Annotated in this window: 20 protein-coding genes and 2 pseudogenes; 9 read left to right on the top strand and 13 right to left on the bottom strand. The window is 71.0% G+C overall.

Features of this window, described 5'->3' with window-relative positions; all coding sequences use genetic code 11:
• From AB0F01_RS05950 to hemL, 5 genes are all read right to left on the bottom strand, one after another.
• Positions 1–774, bottom strand: a complete 774-nt coding sequence (locus AB0F01_RS05950) for a cytochrome c biogenesis protein CcdA (protein ID WP_362090391.1) — start codon at positions 772–774, stop codon at positions 1–3.
• Between the two features lies 1 nt (position 775).
• Positions 776–1,405: a TlpA disulfide reductase family protein gene (locus AB0F01_RS05945; RefSeq protein WP_362090389.1), complete on the bottom strand. Its 630-nt coding sequence runs from the start codon at positions 1,403–1,405 to the stop codon at positions 776–778.
• Positions 1,406–1,470: 65 nt separating this feature from the next.
• Entirely contained in the window at positions 1,471–2,733 is a 1,263-nt protein-coding gene (locus tag AB0F01_RS05940) for a polysaccharide deacetylase family protein (RefSeq protein WP_362092425.1), read from the bottom strand.
• Positions 2,734–3,479: 746 nt separating this feature from the next.
• Positions 3,480–4,154, bottom strand: a complete 675-nt coding sequence (locus tag AB0F01_RS05935) for a histidine phosphatase family protein (protein WP_362092422.1) — start codon at positions 4,152–4,154, stop codon at positions 3,480–3,482.
• A 41-nt stretch (positions 4,155–4,195) separates the two neighbouring features.
• Entirely contained in the window at positions 4,196–5,512 is a 1,317-nt protein-coding gene (hemL, locus tag AB0F01_RS05930) for a glutamate-1-semialdehyde 2,1-aminomutase (protein ID WP_362090387.1), read from the bottom strand.
• A 336-nt stretch (positions 5,513–5,848) separates the two neighbouring features.
• Between hemL and AB0F01_RS05925 the strand changes: the two genes are divergently transcribed.
• Entirely contained in the window at positions 5,849–6,475 is a 627-nt protein-coding gene (locus tag AB0F01_RS05925; protein WP_362090385.1) for a hypothetical protein, read from the top strand.
• 72 nt (positions 6,476–6,547) lie between these two features.
• On the opposite strand, the gene AB0F01_RS05920 is transcribed toward AB0F01_RS05925, so the two are convergent.
• Complete coding sequence (locus tag AB0F01_RS05920; RefSeq protein WP_362090383.1) at positions 6,548–6,709, bottom strand: hypothetical protein; 162 nt, start codon at positions 6,707–6,709, stop codon at positions 6,548–6,550.
• Here AB0F01_RS05920 and AB0F01_RS05915 point away from each other — a divergent pair.
• Positions 6,636–6,866 (top strand): annotated as a pseudogene (locus AB0F01_RS05915) (DUF1360 domain-containing protein); the annotation flags it as partial. The gene AB0F01_RS05920 and the pseudogene AB0F01_RS05915 sit on opposite strands and share 74 nt — an antisense overlap.
• 149 nt (positions 6,867–7,015) lie before the next feature.
• On the opposite strand, the gene AB0F01_RS05910 reads toward AB0F01_RS05915, so the two are convergent.
• Entirely contained in the window at positions 7,016–7,537 is a 522-nt protein-coding gene (locus AB0F01_RS05910; RefSeq protein WP_362090381.1) for a hypothetical protein, read from the bottom strand.
• Between the two features lie 225 nt (positions 7,538–7,762).
• Here AB0F01_RS05910 and AB0F01_RS05905 point away from each other — a divergent pair, with 225 nt between their 5' ends.
• Genes AB0F01_RS05905 through AB0F01_RS05895 form a run of 3 tightly spaced genes read left to right on the top strand, consistent with a single transcriptional unit; the run spans position 7,763 to position 10,115 of the window.
• Entirely contained in the window at positions 7,763–8,227 is a 465-nt protein-coding gene (locus AB0F01_RS05905; protein ID WP_362090379.1) for a hypothetical protein, read from the top strand.
• Positions 8,224–9,399, top strand: coding sequence for a zinc-dependent alcohol dehydrogenase (locus AB0F01_RS05900; RefSeq protein WP_362090377.1), 1,176 nt, complete (start codon positions 8,224–8,226; stop codon positions 9,397–9,399). Before AB0F01_RS05905 ends, AB0F01_RS05900 begins: the two co-directional genes overlap by 4 nt.
• An 8-nt stretch (positions 9,400–9,407) precedes the next feature.
• Positions 9,408–10,115, top strand: coding sequence for a phosphodiesterase (locus AB0F01_RS05895; protein WP_362090375.1), 708 nt, complete (start codon positions 9,408–9,410; stop codon positions 10,113–10,115).
• A 98-nt stretch (positions 10,116–10,213) separates the two neighbouring features.
• On the opposite strand, the gene AB0F01_RS05890 is transcribed toward AB0F01_RS05895, so the two are convergent.
• The 5 genes and pseudogenes from AB0F01_RS05890 to AB0F01_RS05870 form a co-directional block, all read right to left on the bottom strand.
• Positions 10,214–10,900, bottom strand: a complete 687-nt coding sequence (locus tag AB0F01_RS05890) for a hemerythrin domain-containing protein (protein WP_362090374.1) — start codon at positions 10,898–10,900, stop codon at positions 10,214–10,216.
• 350 nt (positions 10,901–11,250) lie between these two features.
• A complete protein-coding gene (locus AB0F01_RS05885; protein WP_362090372.1) occupies positions 11,251–11,748 on the bottom strand; it encodes a hypothetical protein in 498 nt (165 codons plus the stop codon).
• 47 nt (positions 11,749–11,795) lie between these two features.
• Positions 11,796–12,384 (bottom strand): annotated as a pseudogene (locus AB0F01_RS05880) (FAD-dependent oxidoreductase); the annotation flags it as partial.
• The gene (gene arsB, locus AB0F01_RS05875) at positions 12,381–13,490 is read right to left on the bottom strand and encodes an ACR3 family arsenite efflux transporter (RefSeq protein WP_362090370.1); all 1,110 of its coding nucleotides are present in this window, start codon (positions 13,488–13,490) and stop codon (positions 12,381–12,383) included. The pseudogene AB0F01_RS05880 and the gene arsB, both read right to left, overlap by 4 nt.
• Positions 13,487–13,795, bottom strand: a complete 309-nt coding sequence (locus AB0F01_RS05870; RefSeq protein ID WP_349791208.1) for a metalloregulator ArsR/SmtB family transcription factor — start codon at positions 13,793–13,795, stop codon at positions 13,487–13,489. Before AB0F01_RS05870 ends, arsB begins: the two co-directional genes overlap by 4 nt.
• Before the next feature lie 95 nt (positions 13,796–13,890).
• Between AB0F01_RS05870 and AB0F01_RS05865 the strand changes: the two genes are divergently transcribed.
• On the top strand, positions 13,891–14,313 hold the full coding sequence (locus AB0F01_RS05865) for an arsenate reductase ArsC (RefSeq protein WP_362092419.1): 423 nt from the start codon (positions 13,891–13,893) through the stop codon (positions 14,311–14,313).
• Between the two features lie 166 nt (positions 14,314–14,479).
• On the opposite strand, the gene AB0F01_RS05860 is transcribed toward AB0F01_RS05865, so the two are convergent.
• The gene (locus AB0F01_RS05860; protein ID WP_362090368.1) at positions 14,480–15,316 is read right to left on the bottom strand and encodes an alpha/beta fold hydrolase; all 837 of its coding nucleotides are present in this window, start codon (positions 15,314–15,316) and stop codon (positions 14,480–14,482) included.
• A 670-nt stretch (positions 15,317–15,986) separates the two neighbouring features.
• Here AB0F01_RS05860 and AB0F01_RS05855 point away from each other — a divergent pair.
• The 3 genes from AB0F01_RS05855 (at position 15,987) to AB0F01_RS05845 (ending at position 19,931) form a co-directional block, all read left to right on the top strand.
• Positions 15,987–16,652 carry a maleylpyruvate isomerase family mycothiol-dependent enzyme gene (locus AB0F01_RS05855; protein ID WP_362090366.1) on the top strand — a complete coding sequence of 222 codons (666 nt, stop codon included), beginning with the start codon at positions 15,987–15,989 and terminating at the stop codon, positions 16,650–16,652.
• Between the two features lie 341 nt (positions 16,653–16,993).
• Positions 16,994–17,908 carry a phosphorothioated DNA-binding restriction endonuclease gene (locus AB0F01_RS05850; RefSeq protein ID WP_362090364.1) on the top strand — a complete coding sequence of 305 codons (915 nt, stop codon included), beginning with the start codon at positions 16,994–16,996 and terminating at the stop codon, positions 17,906–17,908.
• A gap of 823 nt (positions 17,909–18,731) precedes the next feature.
• On the top strand, positions 18,732–19,931 hold the full coding sequence (locus tag AB0F01_RS05845) for a hypothetical protein (RefSeq protein ID WP_362090362.1): 1,200 nt from the start codon (positions 18,732–18,734) through the stop codon (positions 19,929–19,931).
• The last annotated feature ends 6 nt before the right edge of the window (positions 19,932–19,937 follow it).

Genomic DNA, 19,937 nt, shown 5'->3' with positions numbered 1-19,937 from the left:
TCAGATCCCCACCGTGAAGCCGTTGGACCAGGTCTGCATCTCCGCCACGAGGCCGTCCCACGCGCCGGTCAGCAGCAGCACGCCGGTCACGATCATCATCGTGCCGCCGACGCGCATCACCCACACGTAGTGCCGCTTGATCCAGGCGAACGCGCCGAGCGCCTTGCGGAAGGCGACGGCGGTGAGCACGAGGGGCAGGCCCAGCCCCAGACAGTACGCGACGGTCAGTATGGCGCCGCGCCCGGCGCTCTCCTGCTGGGCGGACAGGGTCAGGACGGAGGCGAGAGCGGGGCCGGTGCAGGGGGCCCAGCCGATGCCGAACAGCGCGCCGAGGACGGGCGCGCCGACCAGGCCGGTGGCGGGACGCTTGTGGAAACGGAACTCCCGCTGCGTCACCCACGGCATCAGGCCCATGAAGAAGGCGCCCATGAGGATCATGAGCACCCCGAGGACCTTCGTCAGGACGCCCTTCTGTTCCTGCAGCGTGTACCCGAAGTACCCGAAGAAGGCCCCGCCGGAGACGAACACGGCGGTGAAACCGAGGACGAACAGGGAGGCGCCGGCCACCATCCGTCCGCGCCGGGCCTCGCCGAGGTCGGTGCCGGACACGCCGGTGACGTAGGAGAGGTATCCGGGGACGAGGGGGAGCACGCAGGGGGAGAAGAAGGAGACCAGGCCCGCGAGCAGGGCGATGGGCAGCGCCACCAGCAGGGCGCCGTTGAGCACGGTGGTGTTCGGGTCCACGCCGGTGGCGAGCGTGTGGAGGGGCGTCACGTCACTTCTCCGCGACGACCGGCTCGAGCATCTTCAGCAGGCGTTCCTCGCTGAGCGGGGACAGCGTGCGGGCGGCGATCCCGCCCTTGCGGTCCAGGATCAGGGTGGAGGGGATGGCCTGCGGGTTGAGCGTTCCCTTCTCGAAGCGCAGCAGCAGCTTGCCCGTCGGGTCGTACAGGCTCGGATACGGGACGTCGAAGTCCTTCTCGAAGGCGCGCGCGTTGCCGACGCTGGTGTCCCGGGTGTTGATGCCGACGAACTGCACGCCCTGGTCGGCGTAGTCGCGGGAGACCTTGGCGAAGTGCTTGGCCTCGGCCCGGCAGGGGTTGCACCAGGAACCCCACACGTTGAGGACGACGACCTTGCCCCGGTAGTCGGCGACGTCGAGCTGCTCGCCGTCGAGGGTCTCGCCGGACAGCTCGGGGGCCGTCGTCCGCTTGCCCTCGGGGACGGTGGCGACGCCGTCGGAACCGGCGACGAAGTTGGTGTCGCCGCCCCCGCCGGACGTGCCGCCGGAGCCGCAGGCGGAGACGAGCAGAGCGGCCACGGCGGCGCCGGTCGCCAGGACGGCGCGACGGCGGGCGCGGGTGGTGCGGTTCGAGCGCTGGGGGGCGCGACTGGCGGCACTCATGTGAAAAGTTTCGCATGCCCGTTCTGGGGATCTTGCCCACCCCCCTGGTGGGCATCCCGGCCTCGTCAGGAGGCGTCCGGGCCCCCGGTCGCGGAGCTGCCCGCACCGCCCTTGAGGAAGTCGTTCCAGCCTCCGGCCGGTTCCTGGCCGACGTCCAGCGTACGCAGCCGCTCCAGTACCTCGGGCTTCTGCACGTCCAGCCAGTCGGTGAACTGCCGGAAGGAGACGAGCCTCACGTCGCCGCCCTTCTCCTTCTCCCGGGCGATGTGCTTCAGGGCCTGCTCCACGGCGTCCATGTAGATGCCGCCGTTCCACTCCTCGAAGTGGTTGCCGACGAAGAAGGGCGCCCGGTTCGACTCGTATGCCCGCTTGAAGCCCGATATGTAGGCCCCGGCCGCCTGTTCGCGCCAGCCCGGGTAGTTGTGGGCGGGCGCCTTGGTCGTGTTGAGGGACTGGTTGGCGAGCATGTTGTAGTCCATCGACAGGACCTCGAAAGAACGTCCGGGGAAAGGTATCTGCTGGAGCGGAAGGTCCCATATGCCCTGCTTCTTCGCCGGCCAGACCTGCCGTCCCCCGGGCGAGGAGGCGTCGTAGCGCCAGCCCAGCTCGCGGGCGGTGGGCAGCAGGTTGTCCTGGCCCAGCAGGCAGGGCGTCCGGCCGCCGACGAGTTCCTTGTCGTAGTCGAACGGCAGGGACTCCAGTTCGGTCCAGCCGGAGTGGGTGCGCCACTTCTTGACGAAGGACTTCGCCTGCTCGATCTCGCTGCGCCACTGCTTCGGCGTCCAGTTGGCCACGCTGCCGGACCCGGCGCAGAAGTGGCCGTTGAAGTGGGTGCCGATCTCGTGGCCCTCCAGCCAGGCCCGGCGGACGTTCTTCAGGGTGTCCTTGACGTGGTCGTCGGTGAGGTAGCCGATGTCCGAGGCGCCGCGCGGGTTGTTCGGCGGGTCGTACAGCCGCTTCTTCGACTCCGGGAGCAGGTAGAGCCCCGAGAGGAAGAAGGTCATGTGCGCGCCGTGCTCCTTGGCGAGGTCCAGGAAGCGCGGGAACAGCCCGTTGCCGACCTCACCGGCCCCGTCCCAGGAGAAGACGACGAACTGCGGCGGGGTCTCCCCCGGCTCCAGCGGCTTCGGCGCGGCGGGCTGGTGGGGTTGCTTGCCGGTGAAGGAGGTGGAGCCGTCGCCGATGGGGCGCACGGTGGCGCTCGGCTTCGGCTCGGGCTTGCTCCCGTCGCCGGAACCGCCGGCGCCGTCCGAGCCGTCCGATCCCGTGAGGCCGCCGCAGCCGGCCAACGAGACGGCGGCCGCGGCGCCCGCGCCGAGCCCGAGCATTCCCCTGCGGGTGAGACTGCGCATGGCATCCCCGATCGTCACGTCGTGAAGGGTGTTCACTCAGTCAGAGGACAGCGGGCACGGGGAGGTTCCCGGCCATATGCGGAGATTCCGCAACGAATGCCACACCACGGCAACGCTCCCGCAGCCGGCCACGCGCCCGGTGACGCACCGGCCACCCGGACCGGTCACGGGACCGTACACAACGGGACCGGCCCCCGCACCCCTCCGGTACGGAAGAGAGTGCGGGGGCGTTCGGGACGGGGGTTTACGGGGGCGGGCGCGTCCGGGGCGGGGCTCGGGCTCGGGGGTGCGGGCTCTGGTGTGGGGCGCGGGCTTCCGCTCGGGGCGGCGGGCTTCGGCTCGGGGGGTACGGCGTGCGGGCCCGGCTGTGGGGCTGCGGGCTTCGGCTCCGGGGGTGCGTGCCCCGCCGTGGGGGCGCGGGGAAGGGGGACGGGCGGCGTCGCGCGACGCGCCGGGAGGGACCGGACCGGACAACCGGCCGCACGCGACGCTCCGGATCCCGACCGGGTCACCTCCGTCCGGCCCCCGACCGGGTCACCTCCGTCCGGATCCGGACCGGGTCACTCCGGCACGGGCCCTGACCGGTCCGCCCCCGCACGGCTCCTGCCCGAGGCGCCCCGTCCGGATCCGTCACGTCCCGTCAGGCGACGCCCCGCCCTGCACGGTTGCCCCGCACCGTTGCGCCGCCCCCTTACACGCCCTTACGCCCCACTGTGCCCGTTTCAGGCGCCGAACGCCTTGCCCTGTCCCTTCACCGGCTTGGCACCGGCGAGCAGATGGGCGGGGACGAGGTCGCGGGCCGGCTCGCTGTAGCCGACGGAGACGATCCGGTCGCCCTGGTAGGTGAACGTGGTGAGCGAGGCCAGCGTGCACTCCCGCCGGCGCGGGTCGTGCCACAGCCGCCGGCGCTCGACGAACGACCGCACGATCCAGATCGGCAGCTGGTGGCTGACCAGCACCGCCTCGTGACCGCGCGCCGCGTCCCGGGCCGCGTCCATCGCGCCCTTCATCCGGACCACCTGGTCGACGTAGGGCTCGCCCCAGGACGGCTTGAACGGGTTGACGACGTGCCGCCAGTTGCCCGGACGGCGCAGCGCGCCGTCCCCGACGCCGAAGGTCTTGCCCTGGAAGACGTTGCCCGCCTCGATCAGCCGGGCGTCGGTGGCGATGTCCAGGCCGTGCGCCTTGGCGATCGGCTCGGCCGTCTCCTGCGCCCGCTCCAGGGGCGAGGCGCCGACGTGGGTGATGTCACGGCCCGCGAGGTGCTCGGCGACCCGGTCGGCCATCCGCCGGCCCAGGTCGGACAGGTGGTAGCCGGGCAGCCGGCCGTAGAGGATGCCCTCCGGGTTGTGCACCTCGCCGTGCCGCATCAGGTGGACGACGGTGATGTCGCCCATGTCGTCGTCGTGCTTCTTCACGGACCCCTCCTCCCCCGTGCTCACGCGGTCGCCTCCGCCGCCGCGCGCGCCGCCGCCGGGAGGGCGTCGGCGATCCGCTGGACGGCCCGCTCGTCGTGCGCGGTGGAGACGAACCAGGACTCGAAGGACGACGGCGGCAGGTACACGCCGTTGGCGAGCAGGGAGTGGAAGAAGGCGGTGAAGCGGAAGGACTCCTGCGCCTTGGCGTCCTCGTAGTCGCGCACCGGCCGGTCGGTGAAGAAGACCGAGAACATGTTGGAGGCGTTCTGCAGCGTGTGCGCGACGCCCTCCTTGGTCAGCGCCTCGGCGACGAGTGCCTGGATCTGCGCCGACACCGCGTCGACCGTCCGGTAGGCGGCGTCGTCGAGCAGGCGCAGCTGGGCGAGCCCGGCGGCGGTGGCGACGGGGTTCCCGGAGAGGGTGCCGGCCTGGTAGACGGGACCGGCGGGCGCGAGGTGCGCCATGACGTCGGCCCGGCCGCCGAAGGCCGCGGCCGGGAAGCCGCCGCCCATGACCTTGCCGAAGGTCATCAGGTCCGGCCGCACCCCGTCGACGCCGAACCAGCCGGCGCGGCTGGTGCGGAAGCCGGTCATCACCTCGTCGGAGATGTACAGCGCGCCGTTGGCGGCGCAGGCGTCCTTCAGCCCCTGGTTGAAGCCGGGCAGCGGCGGCACGACGCCCATGTTGCCGGGGGACGCCTCGGTGATCACGCAGGCGATCTCCCCGGGGTGCGCGGCGAACGCGGCCCGCACGGCCTCCAGGTCGTTGTACGGCAGGACGATGGTGTCCCCGGCCTGGGCGCCGGTGACGCCCGGGGTGTCCGGCAGCGCGAAGGTGGCGACGCCCGAGCCCGCGGAGGCGAGCAGCGAGTCGACGTGGCCGTGGTAGCACCCGGCGAACTTGATCACCTTGGTGCGCTGGGTGAAGCCGCGGGCGAGCCGGATGGCCGACATGGTGGCCTCGGTCCCGCTGGAGACCAGCCGGACCTCCTCCAGCGGCTCGATCCGGGCGACCATCTCCTCGGCGAGCGCGACCTCGCCCTCACCGGGCGTGCCGAAGGACGTACCGCGCGCGACGGCCTCCTGCACGGCGGCGATCACCTCGGGGTGGGCGTGCCCGAGGATCATCGGCCCCCAGGAGCACACGAGGTCGACGTACTCCCGCCCGTCGGCGTCGGTGAGGTACGGCCCGGTGCCGGACACCATGAACCGCGGGGTGCCGCCGACGGCGCGGAAAGCACGCACCGGCGAGTTGACGCCACCGGGAGTGACGGCCGCGGCACGATCGAACAGCGCCTGCGAGGCGGGGGCTTCGTATGAATATGGCAGTTCGCTCATGACCTGCGACTTCTCCGACCTTCTCCGACGAACCGGACTCCGGGTGCGAGTGACGTGTTCAGGGTAGGCCAGGAGCCGTGCGAGCCCGTCGTGCCCGCCCGTCCGCCCCCTCCGTCCGTCCCTCCTGTCGCATCCGGCCCCGGATCCGCCGTGATCTGCGAAACTGTCGTCTGATACACACAGCTCACACGGCCCGTGCGGCCGGAGGCCGCCGAGGTCCCGCGGACATATGTCGGACCGCACGTTTCGGCGCGCGGCCGTGGGGGAGGTCACTGACACGATGATCGGGTTGCGCGGTGGGGACCACGCGTCCTGGAAAAGCAGTCGGGTGGAGATATGCATCGCGGTGGCGGACTGGGCGAGGGGACCGATGGCCTGGGTCCTCGTCGGTCCCGGCGGGGAAGGCACCGGCGCGAGGCGGAGGACGCGGAAGCGGCACGTCAGGCACACGGGGTACCGAACGAGCCCGACCGGATCGAGCAGCGCCTCGACCGGCTGGGGGCCGGGAGCAGGAATGGTGGTCGGGTGGGGGTGACGTACAAGTACTTCGGCGCGCCCGACGGCGCCACCGCGGCCCGCGTCCCGATCTCGATGCGCCCCGAGGAACTCGGCGGCGACGAGCTCGGCATGGGCGGCATGTTCACCAAGATCAAGCCGGAGACCATGGCCGCCATGGTCCTCACCGGCATAGAGGGCGTCCCCCTGCACAAGGTGCCGCCCCTGGAACTGGTCGTCCTGCACCCCGACTACGCGGTCGTGAAGCTCCCCATGACCGTCGTCGACCCGCTGCGCGGCATAGGCGAGGAAGCGGTCGGCGCGGCGGCCTTCATCTGGTCCACGGTCCCGGACCGCGGCGGGCCCCGGGACGCGTTCAACGTGTACCAGCTGCTGCACGAGTGGCAGGACTTCAGCCACCGGCTGCATGAGGCGGGGCATCAGCCGTATTGCCTGGTGTGGCCCTGAACTGGGGTTTCATGAGGGTTGGGCGGGGTCTTCGGGCCTCGCCCTTCTGCTTGCCGGGGAGGGTCACGGTGTCTACACGGCGGGGTGGGCGGCGGTGGTCAGGATGCGCGGTCGTCCGCTGCCGGACCGGCCCGAGCCCTGGGACGTGGCACTGACGGCGGTGGCGACGTTCCGGCTGAGCCGGCTGCTGAGCAAGGCGTCGGTGACGAGTCCGCCGAGGGCTCCCTTCACCACGTTCCAGGGCCCTGAGGGACCGGCCGAGCTGCACGAGGAGGCGCGGTCCGATTGCGCCAAGGACACGGTCGGCGAGCTGGTGACGTGCCCGTTCTGTATGAGCGTCTGGGTGGCCTCGGCCCTCACCGCCGCACAGCTGCTCTGGCCGCGCGCCACCCGCACCGCCATGGGGGCGCTCACCGCGCCGGCCGGCGCGGGCGCCCTGCACCTGACGTACAGCGCACTGGTGCCCAAGACGACCGGCGACCGACCACGCCACACCGCGCCCGCCCGACCGCCTCGCGGCCGCGCACGCGCACGTGGCGGTCACCGCCCCCGGGGCAGAGGTCCCACGTCGGATCGGCGGCCGGGGCGCATCGCCGCGTGCCGCTGCCCGGGACCGGGGCCCGGCCGGGCGGCCAGGGCGTCGGCGACCGCGCCGGTAGTGAAGGCGTACACCGTCTTGTGCAGCAGGTCGACGGCGAGTTCGTGGCGGGGCCAGGTCTGGGGCGGGGCACCGACGCCGGTGGCGTTTTCCAGGATCTGGTCACTGGTGACCCGGACGACGGCGAACTTCCCCGACGACCAGGGCCCGCGCAGCCCGGCGTGCGCCATCACCGACCGCAGCACGCCGAGGAGGGCGCCCTGCCCGAAGTGCATGGCCAGGTTCACCGGGACGGGCTGACGCCTGGAGTACTCCCGCATGCCGGTGAGGCGTTCCAGTGTGCGGGCGGGGACGTGGGAGTCGGGTCGGCCGGTCAGACGTTGCTCCGCCTTCTCGCCCAGCGTCATCACCAGCACTCCGGTCGTACCGGCCAGCAGTCCCTGCCACAGTGCACGCTTCATCATGCGGCGGCGAGTACCCAGCGCGCCCCGGCTCACCTCGCTCCGGTACGGGACCGCGCCCGCACCCAGCCGATCGCAGGCCGAACGGCCCCGTCTTCCAGTCGGACGGGTGACGACGCGGGCAGCGTTGAGTACCGGCCTTGGTCACCGTGGCCGTTTCGTCCGCGGGGCTACGGAAACCCGGCGCCGGACGGTGAGCGCCGGGCCACCGGAAGCGGAGGGCGTTCGATGAGGAAGCTGTGGTGGGCGGTGCCGGTCGCGGCCGCCGGGGCGGCGGCCGTACGGCGGTCCCGGCCGACGCACCCGGCCGACGAGCGGGCGGGTGACCGCTGGCTCACCGTGACGGTCAACCGGCCCCCCACGGACGTGGGGTCGGAGGGGAAGCTGCCGCCGCCCCTGGACGAGCTGGCGGAACGGATCGACGTACGAATCCGGCCGGCACCGGGCGACCGCGGCACGGAACTGGCCGCGCGCTTCAAGGAGCCCGCGCCCGCCGCGTCCACGTCCGTACCCGCGCGGCTGACCGGACAGGACCCACGGCAGGAGCTGCGGCGCGCGTTGCGGGACGCGAAGTCCCTGCTGGAGGCGGGCGAGGTGCTGTGGCCCGACGCGCCACCCACCACCCGCCCCACGCCGGGCGGCAAGCTGGTCGAGGTGTTCACCCGTCGCTCCGGTGGGGAGGGAGTGCTGTGAAGGCGCTGTGCTGGGAAGGCGTGAACAAACTGTCCGTCGAGCAGGTCCCCGATCCGGAGCTGCGCAACGACCAGGACGTCATCGTGCGGCTGATCGCGGGCACCACCTGCGGCTCCGACCTGCACCTCATCGGCGGCTACATCCCGGCGATGCGCGCCGGTGACGTGATCGGCCACGAATTCGTCGGCGAGGTCGTCGAGACCGGCTCCGCCGTGCGCAGGCACAAGGTCGGCGACCGGGTCGTCGTCTGCTCCTTCGTCGGCTGCGGGCGCTGCTGGTACTGCGCCAACGACCTGTGGTCCCTGTGCGACAACACCAACACCAACCCGGGCATCGGCCAGGCCCTCTTCGGCTACGAGACCGCCGGCATCTTCGGCTACTCGCACGCCATGGGCGGCCTGCGCGGCAGCCACGCCGAGTACGTCCGAGTCCCCTTCGCCGACTACGGCGCCTTCAAGGTCCCCGAGGGCATCGACGACACCAGCGCCCTGTTCGTCTCCGACTCGGTGCCCACCGGCTGGATGGGCGCCGACCTGGCCGGGGTGAAGCCCGGTGACGTGGTCGCCGTCTGGGGCTGCGGCGCGGTGGGGCAGATGGCTGCCCGGGCGGCGGTCCTCAAGGGTGCCGAGCGGGTGATCTCCATCGACCGCATCCCCGAGCGCCTGGCGATGGCCGAACGGTACGCCGGCGCGGAGACCATCGACTACACCAGCACGGACGTCGCCGCCGAACTGCGCGAACGCACCGGCGGCCGCGGCCCCGACGTGTGCATCGAGGCCGTGGGCATGGAGGCCCACAGCGACGGCCCGATGCACCTGTACGACCAGGCCAAGCAGCAGCTGCGCCTGCAGACCGACCGGCCCACCGCCGTACGCCAGGCCATCCATGCCTGTCGCAAGGCCGGCACCGTCTTCATCCTGGGCGTCTTCGCGGGCGCCGTCGACAAGTTTCCGCTCGGCGCCGTGATCAACAAGGGGCTCACCGTGCGCGGCGCCCAGATGCACGGCCAGCGCTACATCCCGATGCTGCTCGAGCGGATGGCCGCCGGCGAGATCGAGACGGCGCAGCTCGCAACCCACAGCCTCTCGCTCGACCAGGCGCCGACGGCGTACGACATGTTCAAGGAAAAGGCCGACGGCTGCGTACGCGCCGTCATCCGCCCCCAGCCCTGAAGGGCCGCATGATCCTCAGTAGCGTCGCCCACGGACTCGCCCGGCGCCTGGCCCGGTGGCGGTCGGCGCCGGCCCTGCACCCCCACGGGGTGCTGTGCACGGGGACGCTGACCGTCACCGCCGACGCGGGGGCCCGGTGGGGGGTCCCGTGGCTGGACGGATCCGGCTCCTACCCGGTGACGGTGCGCTGGTCACGGGCGCTTGGCCTCCCCCGAGGGCTGCCGGACGGTCTGGGACTGGCTGTGCGCGCCGAGGGAGCCGACGGTCCGGGCAGCGCGCTCGACCTGCTGTTCACGTCCAGCCGCCACGGCAGGTTCGGCCGCCACCTGCCTCTCCCCCGGTCCGACGCCCTGAAGGGGCCGTACTCGACCCTGTTGTCGTACCGGGTGGGTGATCGCGAACGGGTGCTGGCGGCCTTCCCGGTGCACGAGCCCGACGCACGCCGAGAGGACGTGCGGCCGACTCTGTGGCAGGAACTCGCCCGCCGGCCCGTGCGGTTCGCCCTGCGGGCGGCGGCACCGGACGAGCCCTGGCGCACCTTCGCCACCCTGAGCCTGGAGGCGGTGCGCCCCGCTCCGGCCTCCCGCACCGTGTCCTACGACCCCTACGCGCACAACCTGCCCCGCCTGCACCCCACCGAACGGCTGCGACGCCTCCGCGACGCTGCGTACACCGGTTCCCGCCACGGACGAACCGCCGACGATCGCGACAAGTGAGGCGGTCGCTCCGGCGGCGGTGCCAACGACCGGCAGACGACAGGAAGCGCCCGCCGTCAGCCGCAGCCGCAGCCGCAGCCGCAGCCGCAGGAACGACGTCAGCGGCCCTTCGGACGGCGGGCGGTGGCACGAACCACGCGGGATACGGCGGCCGCAGCTCCTGCGGCAGCGAAGGCCGTGAACGCGACGCGGCGGGCGGCGGAGCCACCGGCCGGTGCGAGGTCACGGAGCCGGTCGAAAAGGCTCAGGGGGACGCCTCGCACAGCGTTGCCCGGCGGGCGCCGCGGGACGCCGGGGTGGGGGCGAGTCGGAGCGGTCGCCCGAACCGCCTCCCACACAGCGCCGATCCGCCGCAACCGGCGGTCGCCGAACGCCTCCCGCAGATGGGGCAACAGCTCGTCCTCCTCGTCACGGATGTCCTGGCGGATGAGGGTGAACGCCTGCCGGATCCACTCGGCTCGCCGAGGGTCGTCGGGCGACTTCTCGACCTGTGCGACCAGCTCGTTGATCGCCTGGTGCTCCTCCTCCACCCGACCGGTGAGCTCCTCTCCGCCGGGAGCCACTCGACGCAGGACGGGCCACAGAACAGTCTCCTCCGCGAAGGCGTGACTGAACACCAGCTGGACGATGTCCTGCCACAGGGCGTCGAGCTCGTCGTCCGAGCCCCCGGCCAGCCAGCAGTTCATCATCCTGTCGAGCCGGGCGTGATCCCGGCGCTGACGCACGAGAATGCTGCCGTAGCCTCCCAGCGCCGCGGGATCCCGGTGAGTGATCGAGATGGTCACGGTCGTCGCTCCTGCCTCGCGGTGACGCCTGGGTCCGGACCGGCGCCGTCCTCCGTGCCGGAGGGGCCTCCGGCCCCAGCACGCGGGTTCCCATCAGACGCGTGCCCCATCATCTGACATCGTCCCTTCTGCGGCCTTGGTCGGTGCGCCTCCGCCCGTCCCACCGGCATGGTTCGCAACGGAGCATTCGCCTTCTGCCCTCGCCACGCGCTGCAGGGGCCGTCAGGCAGCCGAAGCGCGTCGAGGGCACAGCGGTGCGTCCGACGATCGAGTTCCAGCGCAGCTTCTCTTCCAACACCTTGCGCGGCGGGGGCCGCGATGCCGCGCACGTGCTGTCCCGGCTCAGTCGCTCACGCTGACTCAGCGGCCTCGGCCGCACGGTTCCATACCTCGCTGTAGACCTGGATGTCTTCATCGGACAGGTCCAGGTCTCCGTGGACGCGCACCACGTTGGTATCCCACGGGCGCACGCCGTCGTGACGTGGAGTGAGCAAGGCTCCGAGCGTGGAAGATTCCTCTGCCATGCCAGTGCGCGCGGTGACCTCATGGTGGCGCAGTTGCACGTACGCGGAGAAGGAAGCCTGGACGATGGGATCGAAGCGGGTGGCCGCGCCCACGATCAGCTGACGGGCTCCGTCCTCCTCGAGAAGACGCCGGAAGCGCCACTTGCAGTGCTCATCCGGTACCTCCGGCACGTCACGGAGCATGTCCAACAGCAGGTGACCCCATTCAGCCCGGGCCGGCACCGGCAGCCGGTCGAAGTCGGACAGCACCGTGAAGCGGTCTGCCTCAGCCACCGAATCGCGCAGGAAGCTGGTGGCAACGTCTTCCAGCATGATGCGGATCATGAGGTGGGCATGGGTACCGTCGGCCCCCACGGGAGCCTGCGGCAGCCGCGCTGGGTCACCCAGGTCGTCTCGACGTTGTCATCCAGTGCGAGGTCGGCTGCGACCTGGGCGCCGAGTTCCCTCCACCGACTACGAGGACGCGTTGACCGGCGAAATCGCCTGAACGGTGATAGTTCGCGGTGTGCAGTTGCCGACCGGTGAAATCGGTGTTGCCCGGCACGGCGGGGACGAAAGGCCGTGACCAGGTACCGGTGGCACTGATGACTGTCCGGGCCGCCAGGTGCCGGAGTCGGTCTCGACCAGGAGCCGGTCGCCGTCACGGTGCACGGCGTCGACCTGGGTGCCGTGTTGGACGGGCAGGCCGTACCGCTTCTCGTAGTCGGTGAGGTAGTCGACCACGTGCCCGGCGTCCGGATAGGTCTCACCGTGCTGGACGGGCATGAGGCGGCCAGGCAAGGAGGAGTGGTCCGCCGGCGAGAAGAGGTGCAGCGAGTCACACGTGTGCTGCCATGACCCGCCCGGTGCCGCGTCAGCGTCCAGGATCACGCGGTCGAGGCCCTGGCGGCGCAGGTGGTAGCCGGCGGCGAGCCCAGCCTGGCCGCCGCCGACCACCACCACATCCGTGTGCTGCGTCACGGCGCCGTCGTCACCGTGCCGGCGGCGAACTTCCTTCGCCAGGCGAGCGCGACGTAGACCAGACCGATCAGCACCGGGACTTCGATGAGCGGGCCGACGACCCCGGACAGTGCCTGGCCGGAGGTGACACCGAAGGTGGCGATGGCGACAGCGATGGCCAGCTCGAAGTTGTTGCCCGCCGCGGTGAACGCCAGCGTGGTGGTGCGGTCATAGGCGAGCCCCAGGCTCTTGCCGAGCAGGAAGGTGCCGAAGAACATGACCGCGAAGTAGACGAGCAGCGGCAGGGCGATCCGGGCGACGTCCAGGGGCTGGGAGGTGATGGTCGTGCCCTGCAGGGCGAAGAGGATGACGATCGTGAACAGCAGCCCGTACAGCGCCCACGGCCCGATCTTCGGCAGGAAGCGCTGTTCGTAGTCCTCGCGGCCCATCTTCTGCTCACCGATCCGGCGGGTCAGGAAGCCGGCCAGCAGCGGGACGCCGAGGAAGATGATCACGTTCAGGGCGATCTCCCACATCGAGATGTCCAGGTGCTCTCCGTCGCCCAGGCCGAGCCAGCCGGGCAGCAGGTCGAGGTAGAACCAGCCCAGCAGACCGAACGCCAGGACCTGGAAAACCGAGTTCAGCGCGACGAGCACGGCCGCGGCCTCGCGGTCACCGCAGGCGAGGTCGTTCCAGATGATCACCATGGCGATGCAGCGGGCCAGGCCGACGACGATCAGGCCGGTGCGGTACTCGGGCAGGTCCGGCAGGAAGATCCACGCCAGCGCGAACATCACCGCAGGTCCGAGGATCCAGTTGATGACCAGGGAGGAGATCATCAGCTTCCGGTCGCCGGTGACGGCGTCCAGCCTGTCGTAGCGGACCTTAGCCAGGACCGGATACATCATGATCAGCAGGCCGAGCGCGATCGGCAGGGAGACACCGCCGACCTCCACCTTCGCCAGCGCGTCGTTCAGCCCTGGAATGGCCCGTCCGAGCCCGAGGCCGACGGCCATGGCGATGAGGATCCACACCGCCAGGTAGCGGTCGAGGGTGGAGAGCTTCTTGACGATCGAGTCGTCGCCACCCCCGGTCTGCACGGAGGTGGTGGGCTCGGCGGAGGTCACGGGCAGGCCCTCTTGTTCTCGGCGGCGGTACGGGCGGAGGCGGCGAGTTCGGCGAACTGCTCGGACAGGCCGGCCAGGACCTCGGGCCTGAGCTTGTAGTAGGTGTAGCGGCCGCAGGGCTCGGTCTCCACGATCCCGGTCTCGCGCAGCACCTTCATATGGTTGGACAGGTTGGTCTGCTTGGCTCCGGTCTCCTCGACCAGGTGCGTCGTGCACAGCGTCTCGCGCGCCAGCAGGGTCACGATCTTCAAGCGGAGCGGATCACCCAGCACCCGGATCACATCAGGATCGACTGAAGTCAGCATGCACTGATACTTTCACATCACTACTCACTGATATCAGCGGGGGATGAAGTCATTGGCGGCTGGATTCCGCCATGCGACGAGAGAGAACGATCACCATGGCCGACAAGCCGTCCGTCCTGTTCGTCTGCGTCCACAACGCCGGCCGCTCCCAGATGGCCGCCGCGTGGCTGACCCACCTGGCCGGCGACCGCGTCGAGGTCCGTTCCGCCGGCTCCAACCCGGGCGACCAGGTCAACCCGGCCGCCGTCGAGGCCATGGCCGAGGTCGGCATCGACATCTCCAAGGAGACGCCGAAGATCCTCACCATCGACGCGGTCCGCGAGTCGAACGTCTGCATCACCATGGGATGCGGCGACACCTGCCCCGTCTTTCCCGGCAAGCGCTACCTGGACTGGAAGCTCGACGACCCGGCCGGCCAGGGCATCGAGGCCGTCCGCTCCATCCGTGACGCGATAAAAACGCTGGTCGAGGGCCTGATCACCGAGATCACCCCGGAGAAGCCGGAGGCGACGGCATGAGCGAGATACGCGAGGTCGTCATCATCGAGCGCCGCGCTGCGAGCGGGTGCCGACCGCAGTGAACGCAAGGCCGTCTCACCGCACTTCACGACGGGAGCGCCGAAGCTGCTCCGCTCCGAGGGCCAGGAGGGGAACCGAGCACCGCCGAACCGCTCGATCGACACGCTCATCCGTTGATGAACTCGATGATCTGCGGGGCGATTTTCCTCGGGGCCATGACGACGGCCCCATGGTTGAGTCCGGGCAGGGTGCGGTGGTCGGCCTGCGGCAGGATCTCGGTGACGGCGAGGGCAGCGCGCTGGAACGCGGCCGGGCTCTTCCCGCCGGTCAACACGCGGGTGCGTACGCCCACTCCTTTCCACTCCTCGGCATCGAGCGGCTTGCCCTGTTGGGTGTCGCCCATGACCGCGATGTCATACGGCAGACTGCCGGCCAGCCTGGTGAGGTCTGCCCACAGCTTCGGCATGCACCTCATGAAGAACACGGCGATGCCGGGCATCCCCTGCACCCTGGTCATGAAGTACTTGACCGCGTCACCGTGCCGGCCTTCCGCAAGGAGCGCGGTGATCTGCTGCGCGAAGTCCTTGGGCGGTCCGTCGTCGCCTTCGGCGACCACGAACGGCGGTTCATACAGAGCCAAGCGGTCGACGTTCACTCCGGCCGCGGCCGCGCGCAGGGCGAGCACCGCTCCGGAGGACGACCCGAACAGCGACGCCGAACCGCCGACGTGTTCGACCAACGCGACGATGTCCTCGATCTCGCGGTCAGGGGCGTAGTCAGGGGTGTCACCGCTGGCGCCCCGCCCGCGCCGGTCGTAGTTGATGACGGTGAAGTGCTGGGCGAGGAGGGCCGCGAGTTCGGTCGTGTCCGAGCGGTCTGCCAAAGCCGAGGCAACCAGGACGACGGCCGGCCCGCTGCCCGACTGCTCGAACGCGATCTGGGTGCCATCGGCGGAGATGACACGAGCCTCGGCTCCGGCCGGCTGCTTTCGCGCTGTTGCCATGTTCCTCTCTCCGGTTCACGTAGGGGCCGTACCGCTCGCTGTGGCGTGCTTACTGCCCATAGGACGCCCGCACCGCAGAAAACTCATCGGTGCGCCAGGCGTTCGGTGCCGAAACCCTGCCCCTTCGGAAAGGACAGACCCCTCACGGGCTCCGGGCCCCGGTCCACCGCTTCACGGTCTACCGGTACCTGCGGCCCGCCTTCGAATCGAGCAGAACGCCATTGACACCGCTGATGTCCTGGCCACGGCCTCAGCCCGTGGCCGTCGGTCGGTCGGCGTCTCATGACGGGTTCGTACCGGACGGCGTGAGCGTTCCCCGGAAGAGTGCCATGACAGCTCTCGAGTGAGCGCTGTGAAGACAGCAAGGGCCGAAGTGCTCATGCTTTCCGGGGAAAGGCATCAGTTCCTTGAGGTGAGGGGCACCGCTCGGGTGGCCGAGGGTCCGGTAGGGAGACAGGCCGCTGCGGAGCCCCGGACGTTCCGCTGGGCACCTCTCGGTCAGCCTTGCGCGTCCGCACGCCGGCAAGTCGAGTCCTCACGAGCGATGACTTCGGCCGCGGGCGCCGGTCTTCTTCGGCAGCGTCCCACTCCGGTGCTCACCCCTTGCCGGTCCGAGGCGACGCGGGACATGCCCGGCCCGATCCGGGACCGACGAAGGAGCCCTCACCCCATGACCGATCCGAAGCCGACAGCGCGCGGCGACCGCGGGGCCGGCATCTGGTCCTCCCTCCACACGGAGCGAGCGGCACTGGCAGCCGACCTCGACGGCCTGAGCGACGAGCAGTGGGCGACACCCTCGCTCTGCGTCGGCCTGACGGTGCGCGAGGTGCTGGCGCATCTCACCGCCGGGGCGAGCCTCGGCCTCGTCCGCTGGCTGGCGGGGGTGATCCGCTGCAGGTTCGACTTCGACCGGCAGGTTGCCCTGCGGCTGGCCGAGCAACTGGGGGCGACCCCGGCCGAGACACTGGAACGGTTCCGGCGCGCCGTCCCGAGCAGGACCAGGCCCGCCTTGCCGGTCGTCGCCATGCTGGGCGAGACGCTCGTGCACGGAGCGGACATCCGGCGCCCGCTGGGCATCCGTCACGACGTACCGATCGATGTCGTCACACGGGTCGCCGAGTACTACCGGGGCACGGACCTGGTGGTCGTCGCGAAGGGGCGCATCGACGGCCTGCGACTCGTCGCGGACGACGGTCCCTTCGAGACCGGCTCCGGGCCTGTGGTGTGCGGCCCCACCCTGTCCCTGGTGATGGCCATGACCGGACGGACGGCGTACTGCGACGACCTGGAGGGCGACGGGGTGGAGCTTCTCCGCAGCCGGTGCGGGACGGCGTGACCCGTTCCGCACGGTCTGTCGGACTCAGCCCACCACCTCGCCACGCCCCGAGCCGACCCAGCTCGCCGCCACGCTCGGCACACCTGCCCGCCATGACCTGCGAGTTGACGCGGCCCTCGCCACAGCCGACCCACCTCTCGGCCAGGACCTGCGAGTCGACCCGGCTCATCACCACACTCGGCTCACCTCTCCATCTCAGCATGCGAGTTGACCCGGCTCATCCCCGCGCCCCGGCACACCTGCCCGCCATGGACCACGAGTTGCCCCGGCTCACCGAAACTCCCGGCCCACCTCCCGCTCCACATCCCAGAGTTGCCCGGGCCCGTCTACGATCGGCCGCCATGGACTGGCTGGAGCGGATCACGGAACTCAGGCAGTGGACGCGGAGCGGCACGCGGGCGCCGCACAAGCCGCTGCTCCTGCTGTACGCCCTCGGCCGGTTCCGGCAGGACGACGGCGACGCCGACGGGGGCCTGCGGTACAGCGCGGTGGAACAGGATCTCCAGCAGCTGCTGACCGAGTACGGCCCGCCGCACCGGACGACACCGGCGTACCCCTTCCACCACCTGGTCAGCGACGGTGTGTGGGAGGTCCGCACCGATCGCGGGCCGGGCAGCCCGGGGACCGGGGTGCGCGACCTGCGGGAGACGGGTGCGACCGGGCGGCTCGCACCGGAGCTGAGGGCGGCGCTGCGCCGCGAGCCGGAGCTGCTCGGCCGCATCACGCGTCTGCTGCTCGACCGGCACTTCCCGCCCTCCGTGCACGGCGAACTGTGCGAAGCCGTCGGGCTGGAGCCGGAGGCGGCCGCGGTGGAGCGGCTGTCGGCGGTGCGCCGTCAGCGGGACCCGCGGATGCGCCGACTGGTGCTGACGGCCTACGAGTACCGCTGTGCCTTCTGCGGGTACGACGGCCGGATCGGCACGGTGACCGGCACGGTGCCCGTCGGCCTGGAGGCCGCTCACGTGCGCTGGTGGGCCTTCGGCGGGCCCGACGAGGTCGAGAACGGGCTGTGCCTGTGCTCCCTGCACCACAAGCTGTTCGACAAGGGCGTCCTCGGAGTGGGGGACGACCTGCGCATCCTGGTCTCACAGCGCTTCGTCGGCCACAGCTCCGCCGCGCGTGAGCAGGTCACCGCCCTCGCGGGCCGCCCCGTCATCGGCCCGCAGCCCGGCACGGCCCCCCTCGCGGCGGCCCACCGGGACTGGCACACCCGGCAGGTCTTCCACGGTGATCCCCGCCCCGCCGTACCCGTCTGAGCCCGTCGGCCGGCCTCCACGGACGACCCCGCGAGCCCGTCGGGCCGGGCAGTCGGCCGCCGGACCTCGGGCTCCGGCCCCTGCCACGGCGACGGATCGACGGCGGCACGGCCGCCGATCCGTCGCCGGTCCGGTCGGACGAACGGTTGCGTGACCCGGCCGTCCCCCGCGACTACGGCGCCGGGGTTGTTCGCTCTCCGCGGGCTCCGCACCCCGGCGACCGGGTCGACCCCGCGCCGTGGAGGCGATGGGGGAGGCAGGCAACGACCTCGCGGGCGCCCGGGCCGGACCCTGCCCGGCGAAGCCGTCCGCGCGTCCGGGCGTCCGGGCGTCCGGCCACGTCATGGCGACGGGCTGCGGCGGCGCCTGCCCCGCCCTCCCCGGCCGGACGCACCTCGGCCGGACGCCGGAGGACCCGGCAGGCGGGCGACTGGACGCCGTGCCTCCGATCAGAGACGTGACCAGGGACGTGGGCGGGGACGTGAACAGGCAGCGCGTCGAGGCGTTCGGCACCGGGATCGAACGGACGGCCGGGATCTGACAGGAGCACGACGCCCCTGCCCGCCCGGGGGCCCCCGCAGCCGGCCTGCGGGGCTGCCCCGCAGGCCGGCTGCGGGGGCGCCGCCCCTCTCCCCGGGCACCAAGGTCACGCACAGGCTCGCCCCCGCTTCGTCCATCCGAGCGAACTGCGGGACCCGCGGGTGTGAGCGGTGGCTGGAAAGCGACGGGGATGAACCAATTGTGGTGCCGTTGCGTGCGGGTCGCCCGATACGGGGTACCCCGGCGGCGCGCGAGTCCCCCTCGTCCACAGGAGGCACCCCCCATGACCTTCAATCCACTGGAACAGCGGGGCATCCCGCTGGACCGCCAGCTACGGAGCTGGCGTGAACTGAACGTGGAGCCGATCGACCCGGACCGCTCCGACCCGTACACCCGCTGCCGCGTCATCACGATGAACGGCATCGAGGTGGAAGCGATCATGTTCAGCCACCACATGGCCCGCCACACGGCCGACCCCGAGGTGAAGCGGCAGCTGGCGCGGGTCCGCTACATCGAGGCGCAGCAGCAGAAGGCCGTCAACTGGCTGCTGCCGGGTGTGTCCTCGGTACTGGAGACGACCATCGCGTACGAACAGGTCGCGGTGGACCTGACGGCGTGGGTGGCACGGATGGAGCCGGACCCGTACCTGAAGCAGGCGTACCAGTTCGGCGTCCTGGAGGACTTCGACCACCTGTACCGGTACGCGAACCTGTACGAGATGATCGAGCACCGCAAGGCGGAGTCGATCGTGGACAACCTGACCGAGGTCATGCCCGGCAGGCCCACCCGGTACCACCACCGAGACCCGTACGACAACGTCCGGGACCCGTACGCCAAGGACGAGACGAACCCGCTGTCGAAGCTGCACGCGCTGACGATCATGTCGGCGGAGCAGCAGACGATGAACTTCTACATGAACACCGGCCCCACCTACATGGAGCCGATCGCCCGTCAGCTCTACCAGGAGATCGGGCTCATCGAGGAGGAGCACGTCACCCACTACGAGTCCCTGGTGGACCCGGGTGAGACGTGGTGGGAGCAGCTCGTCAACCACGAGTACAACGAGTGCTACCTGTACTACTCCTTCATGGAGCAGGAGAGCGACCCCAAGGTCAAGGCGATCTGGGAGCTGCACCTGAACATGGAGCTGGAGCACCTGCACCTGGCGTGCGACCTCATGCGCCGGCACGACGGCCGCGACCCGGCCTCCGTCCTGGCCCCCGAGCTGCCCAACGTGCTCACCTTCGAGCCCAACAAGACCTACATCCGGGAGCTGCTGGACACCCAGATGGATCTGACCACGCTCGGGGCCGGTTACGTGCGCGAGGCACACGAGCGGTTCGAGACGATGCAGGAGCAGATCCACGGCGGCGAGGCGGCGCCCAGCGACCGCGTCATGACCCAGCACGACGAGATGTTCGGCCGCGAGTACCGCGTGCAGTCCGAGGGCGAGCACCCCGACCCCGCCATGCGGGAGAAGTGAGGGTCG

This window comes from Streptomyces sp. NPDC029526 (assembly GCF_040637405.1).
Classification (GTDB): Bacteria; Actinomycetota; Actinomycetes; order Streptomycetales; family Streptomycetaceae; genus Streptomyces.
The sequence above is the reverse complement of the archived record's forward strand: the minus strand, read 5'-3'. Positions and strand labels throughout refer to the sequence as shown.

What these genes read in the sequence shown, in the direction of transcription:
- AB0F01_RS05945 (WP_362090389.1), bottom strand. Translation starts at nt 1,405, where the DNA reads ATGAGTGCCGCCAGTCGCGCCCCCCAGCGCTCGAACCGCACCACCCGC.
- AB0F01_RS05940 (WP_362092425.1), bottom strand. Translation starts at nt 2,733, where the DNA reads ATGCTCGGGCTCGGCGCGGGCGCCGCGGCCGCCGTCTCGTTGGCCGGC.
- AB0F01_RS05935 (WP_362092422.1), bottom strand. Translation starts at nt 4,154, where the DNA reads ATGGGCGACATCACCGTCGTCCACCTGATGCGGCACGGCGAGGTGCAC.
- hemL (WP_362090387.1), bottom strand. Translation starts at nt 5,512, where the DNA reads ATGAGCGAACTGCCATATTCATACGAAGCCCCCGCCTCGCAGGCGCTG.
- AB0F01_RS05925 (WP_362090385.1), top strand. Translation starts at nt 5,849, where the DNA reads ATGCATCGCGGTGGCGGACTGGGCGAGGGGACCGATGGCCTGGGTCCT.
- AB0F01_RS05910 (WP_362090381.1), bottom strand. Translation starts at nt 7,537, where the DNA reads ATGATGAAGCGTGCACTGTGGCAGGGACTGCTGGCCGGTACGACCGGA.
- AB0F01_RS05905 (WP_362090379.1), top strand. Translation starts at nt 7,763, where the DNA reads ATGAGGAAGCTGTGGTGGGCGGTGCCGGTCGCGGCCGCCGGGGCGGCG.
- AB0F01_RS05895 (WP_362090375.1), top strand. Translation starts at nt 9,408, where the DNA reads ATGATCCTCAGTAGCGTCGCCCACGGACTCGCCCGGCGCCTGGCCCGG.
- AB0F01_RS05885 (WP_362090372.1), bottom strand. Translation starts at nt 11,748, where the DNA reads ATGATCCGCATCATGCTGGAAGACGTTGCCACCAGCTTCCTGCGCGAT.
- AB0F01_RS05870 (WP_349791208.1), bottom strand. Translation starts at nt 13,795, where the DNA reads ATGCTGACTTCAGTCGATCCTGATGTGATCCGGGTGCTGGGTGATCCG.
- AB0F01_RS05865 (WP_362092419.1), top strand. Translation starts at nt 13,891, where the DNA reads ATGGCCGACAAGCCGTCCGTCCTGTTCGTCTGCGTCCACAACGCCGGC.
- AB0F01_RS05860 (WP_362090368.1), bottom strand. Translation starts at nt 15,316, where the DNA reads ATGGCAACAGCGCGAAAGCAGCCGGCCGGAGCCGAGGCTCGTGTCATC.
- AB0F01_RS05855 (WP_362090366.1), top strand. Translation starts at nt 15,987, where the DNA reads ATGACCGATCCGAAGCCGACAGCGCGCGGCGACCGCGGGGCCGGCATC.
- AB0F01_RS05850 (WP_362090364.1), top strand. Translation starts at nt 16,994, where the DNA reads ATGGACTGGCTGGAGCGGATCACGGAACTCAGGCAGTGGACGCGGAGC.
- AB0F01_RS05845 (WP_362090362.1), top strand. Translation starts at nt 18,732, where the DNA reads ATGACCTTCAATCCACTGGAACAGCGGGGCATCCCGCTGGACCGCCAG.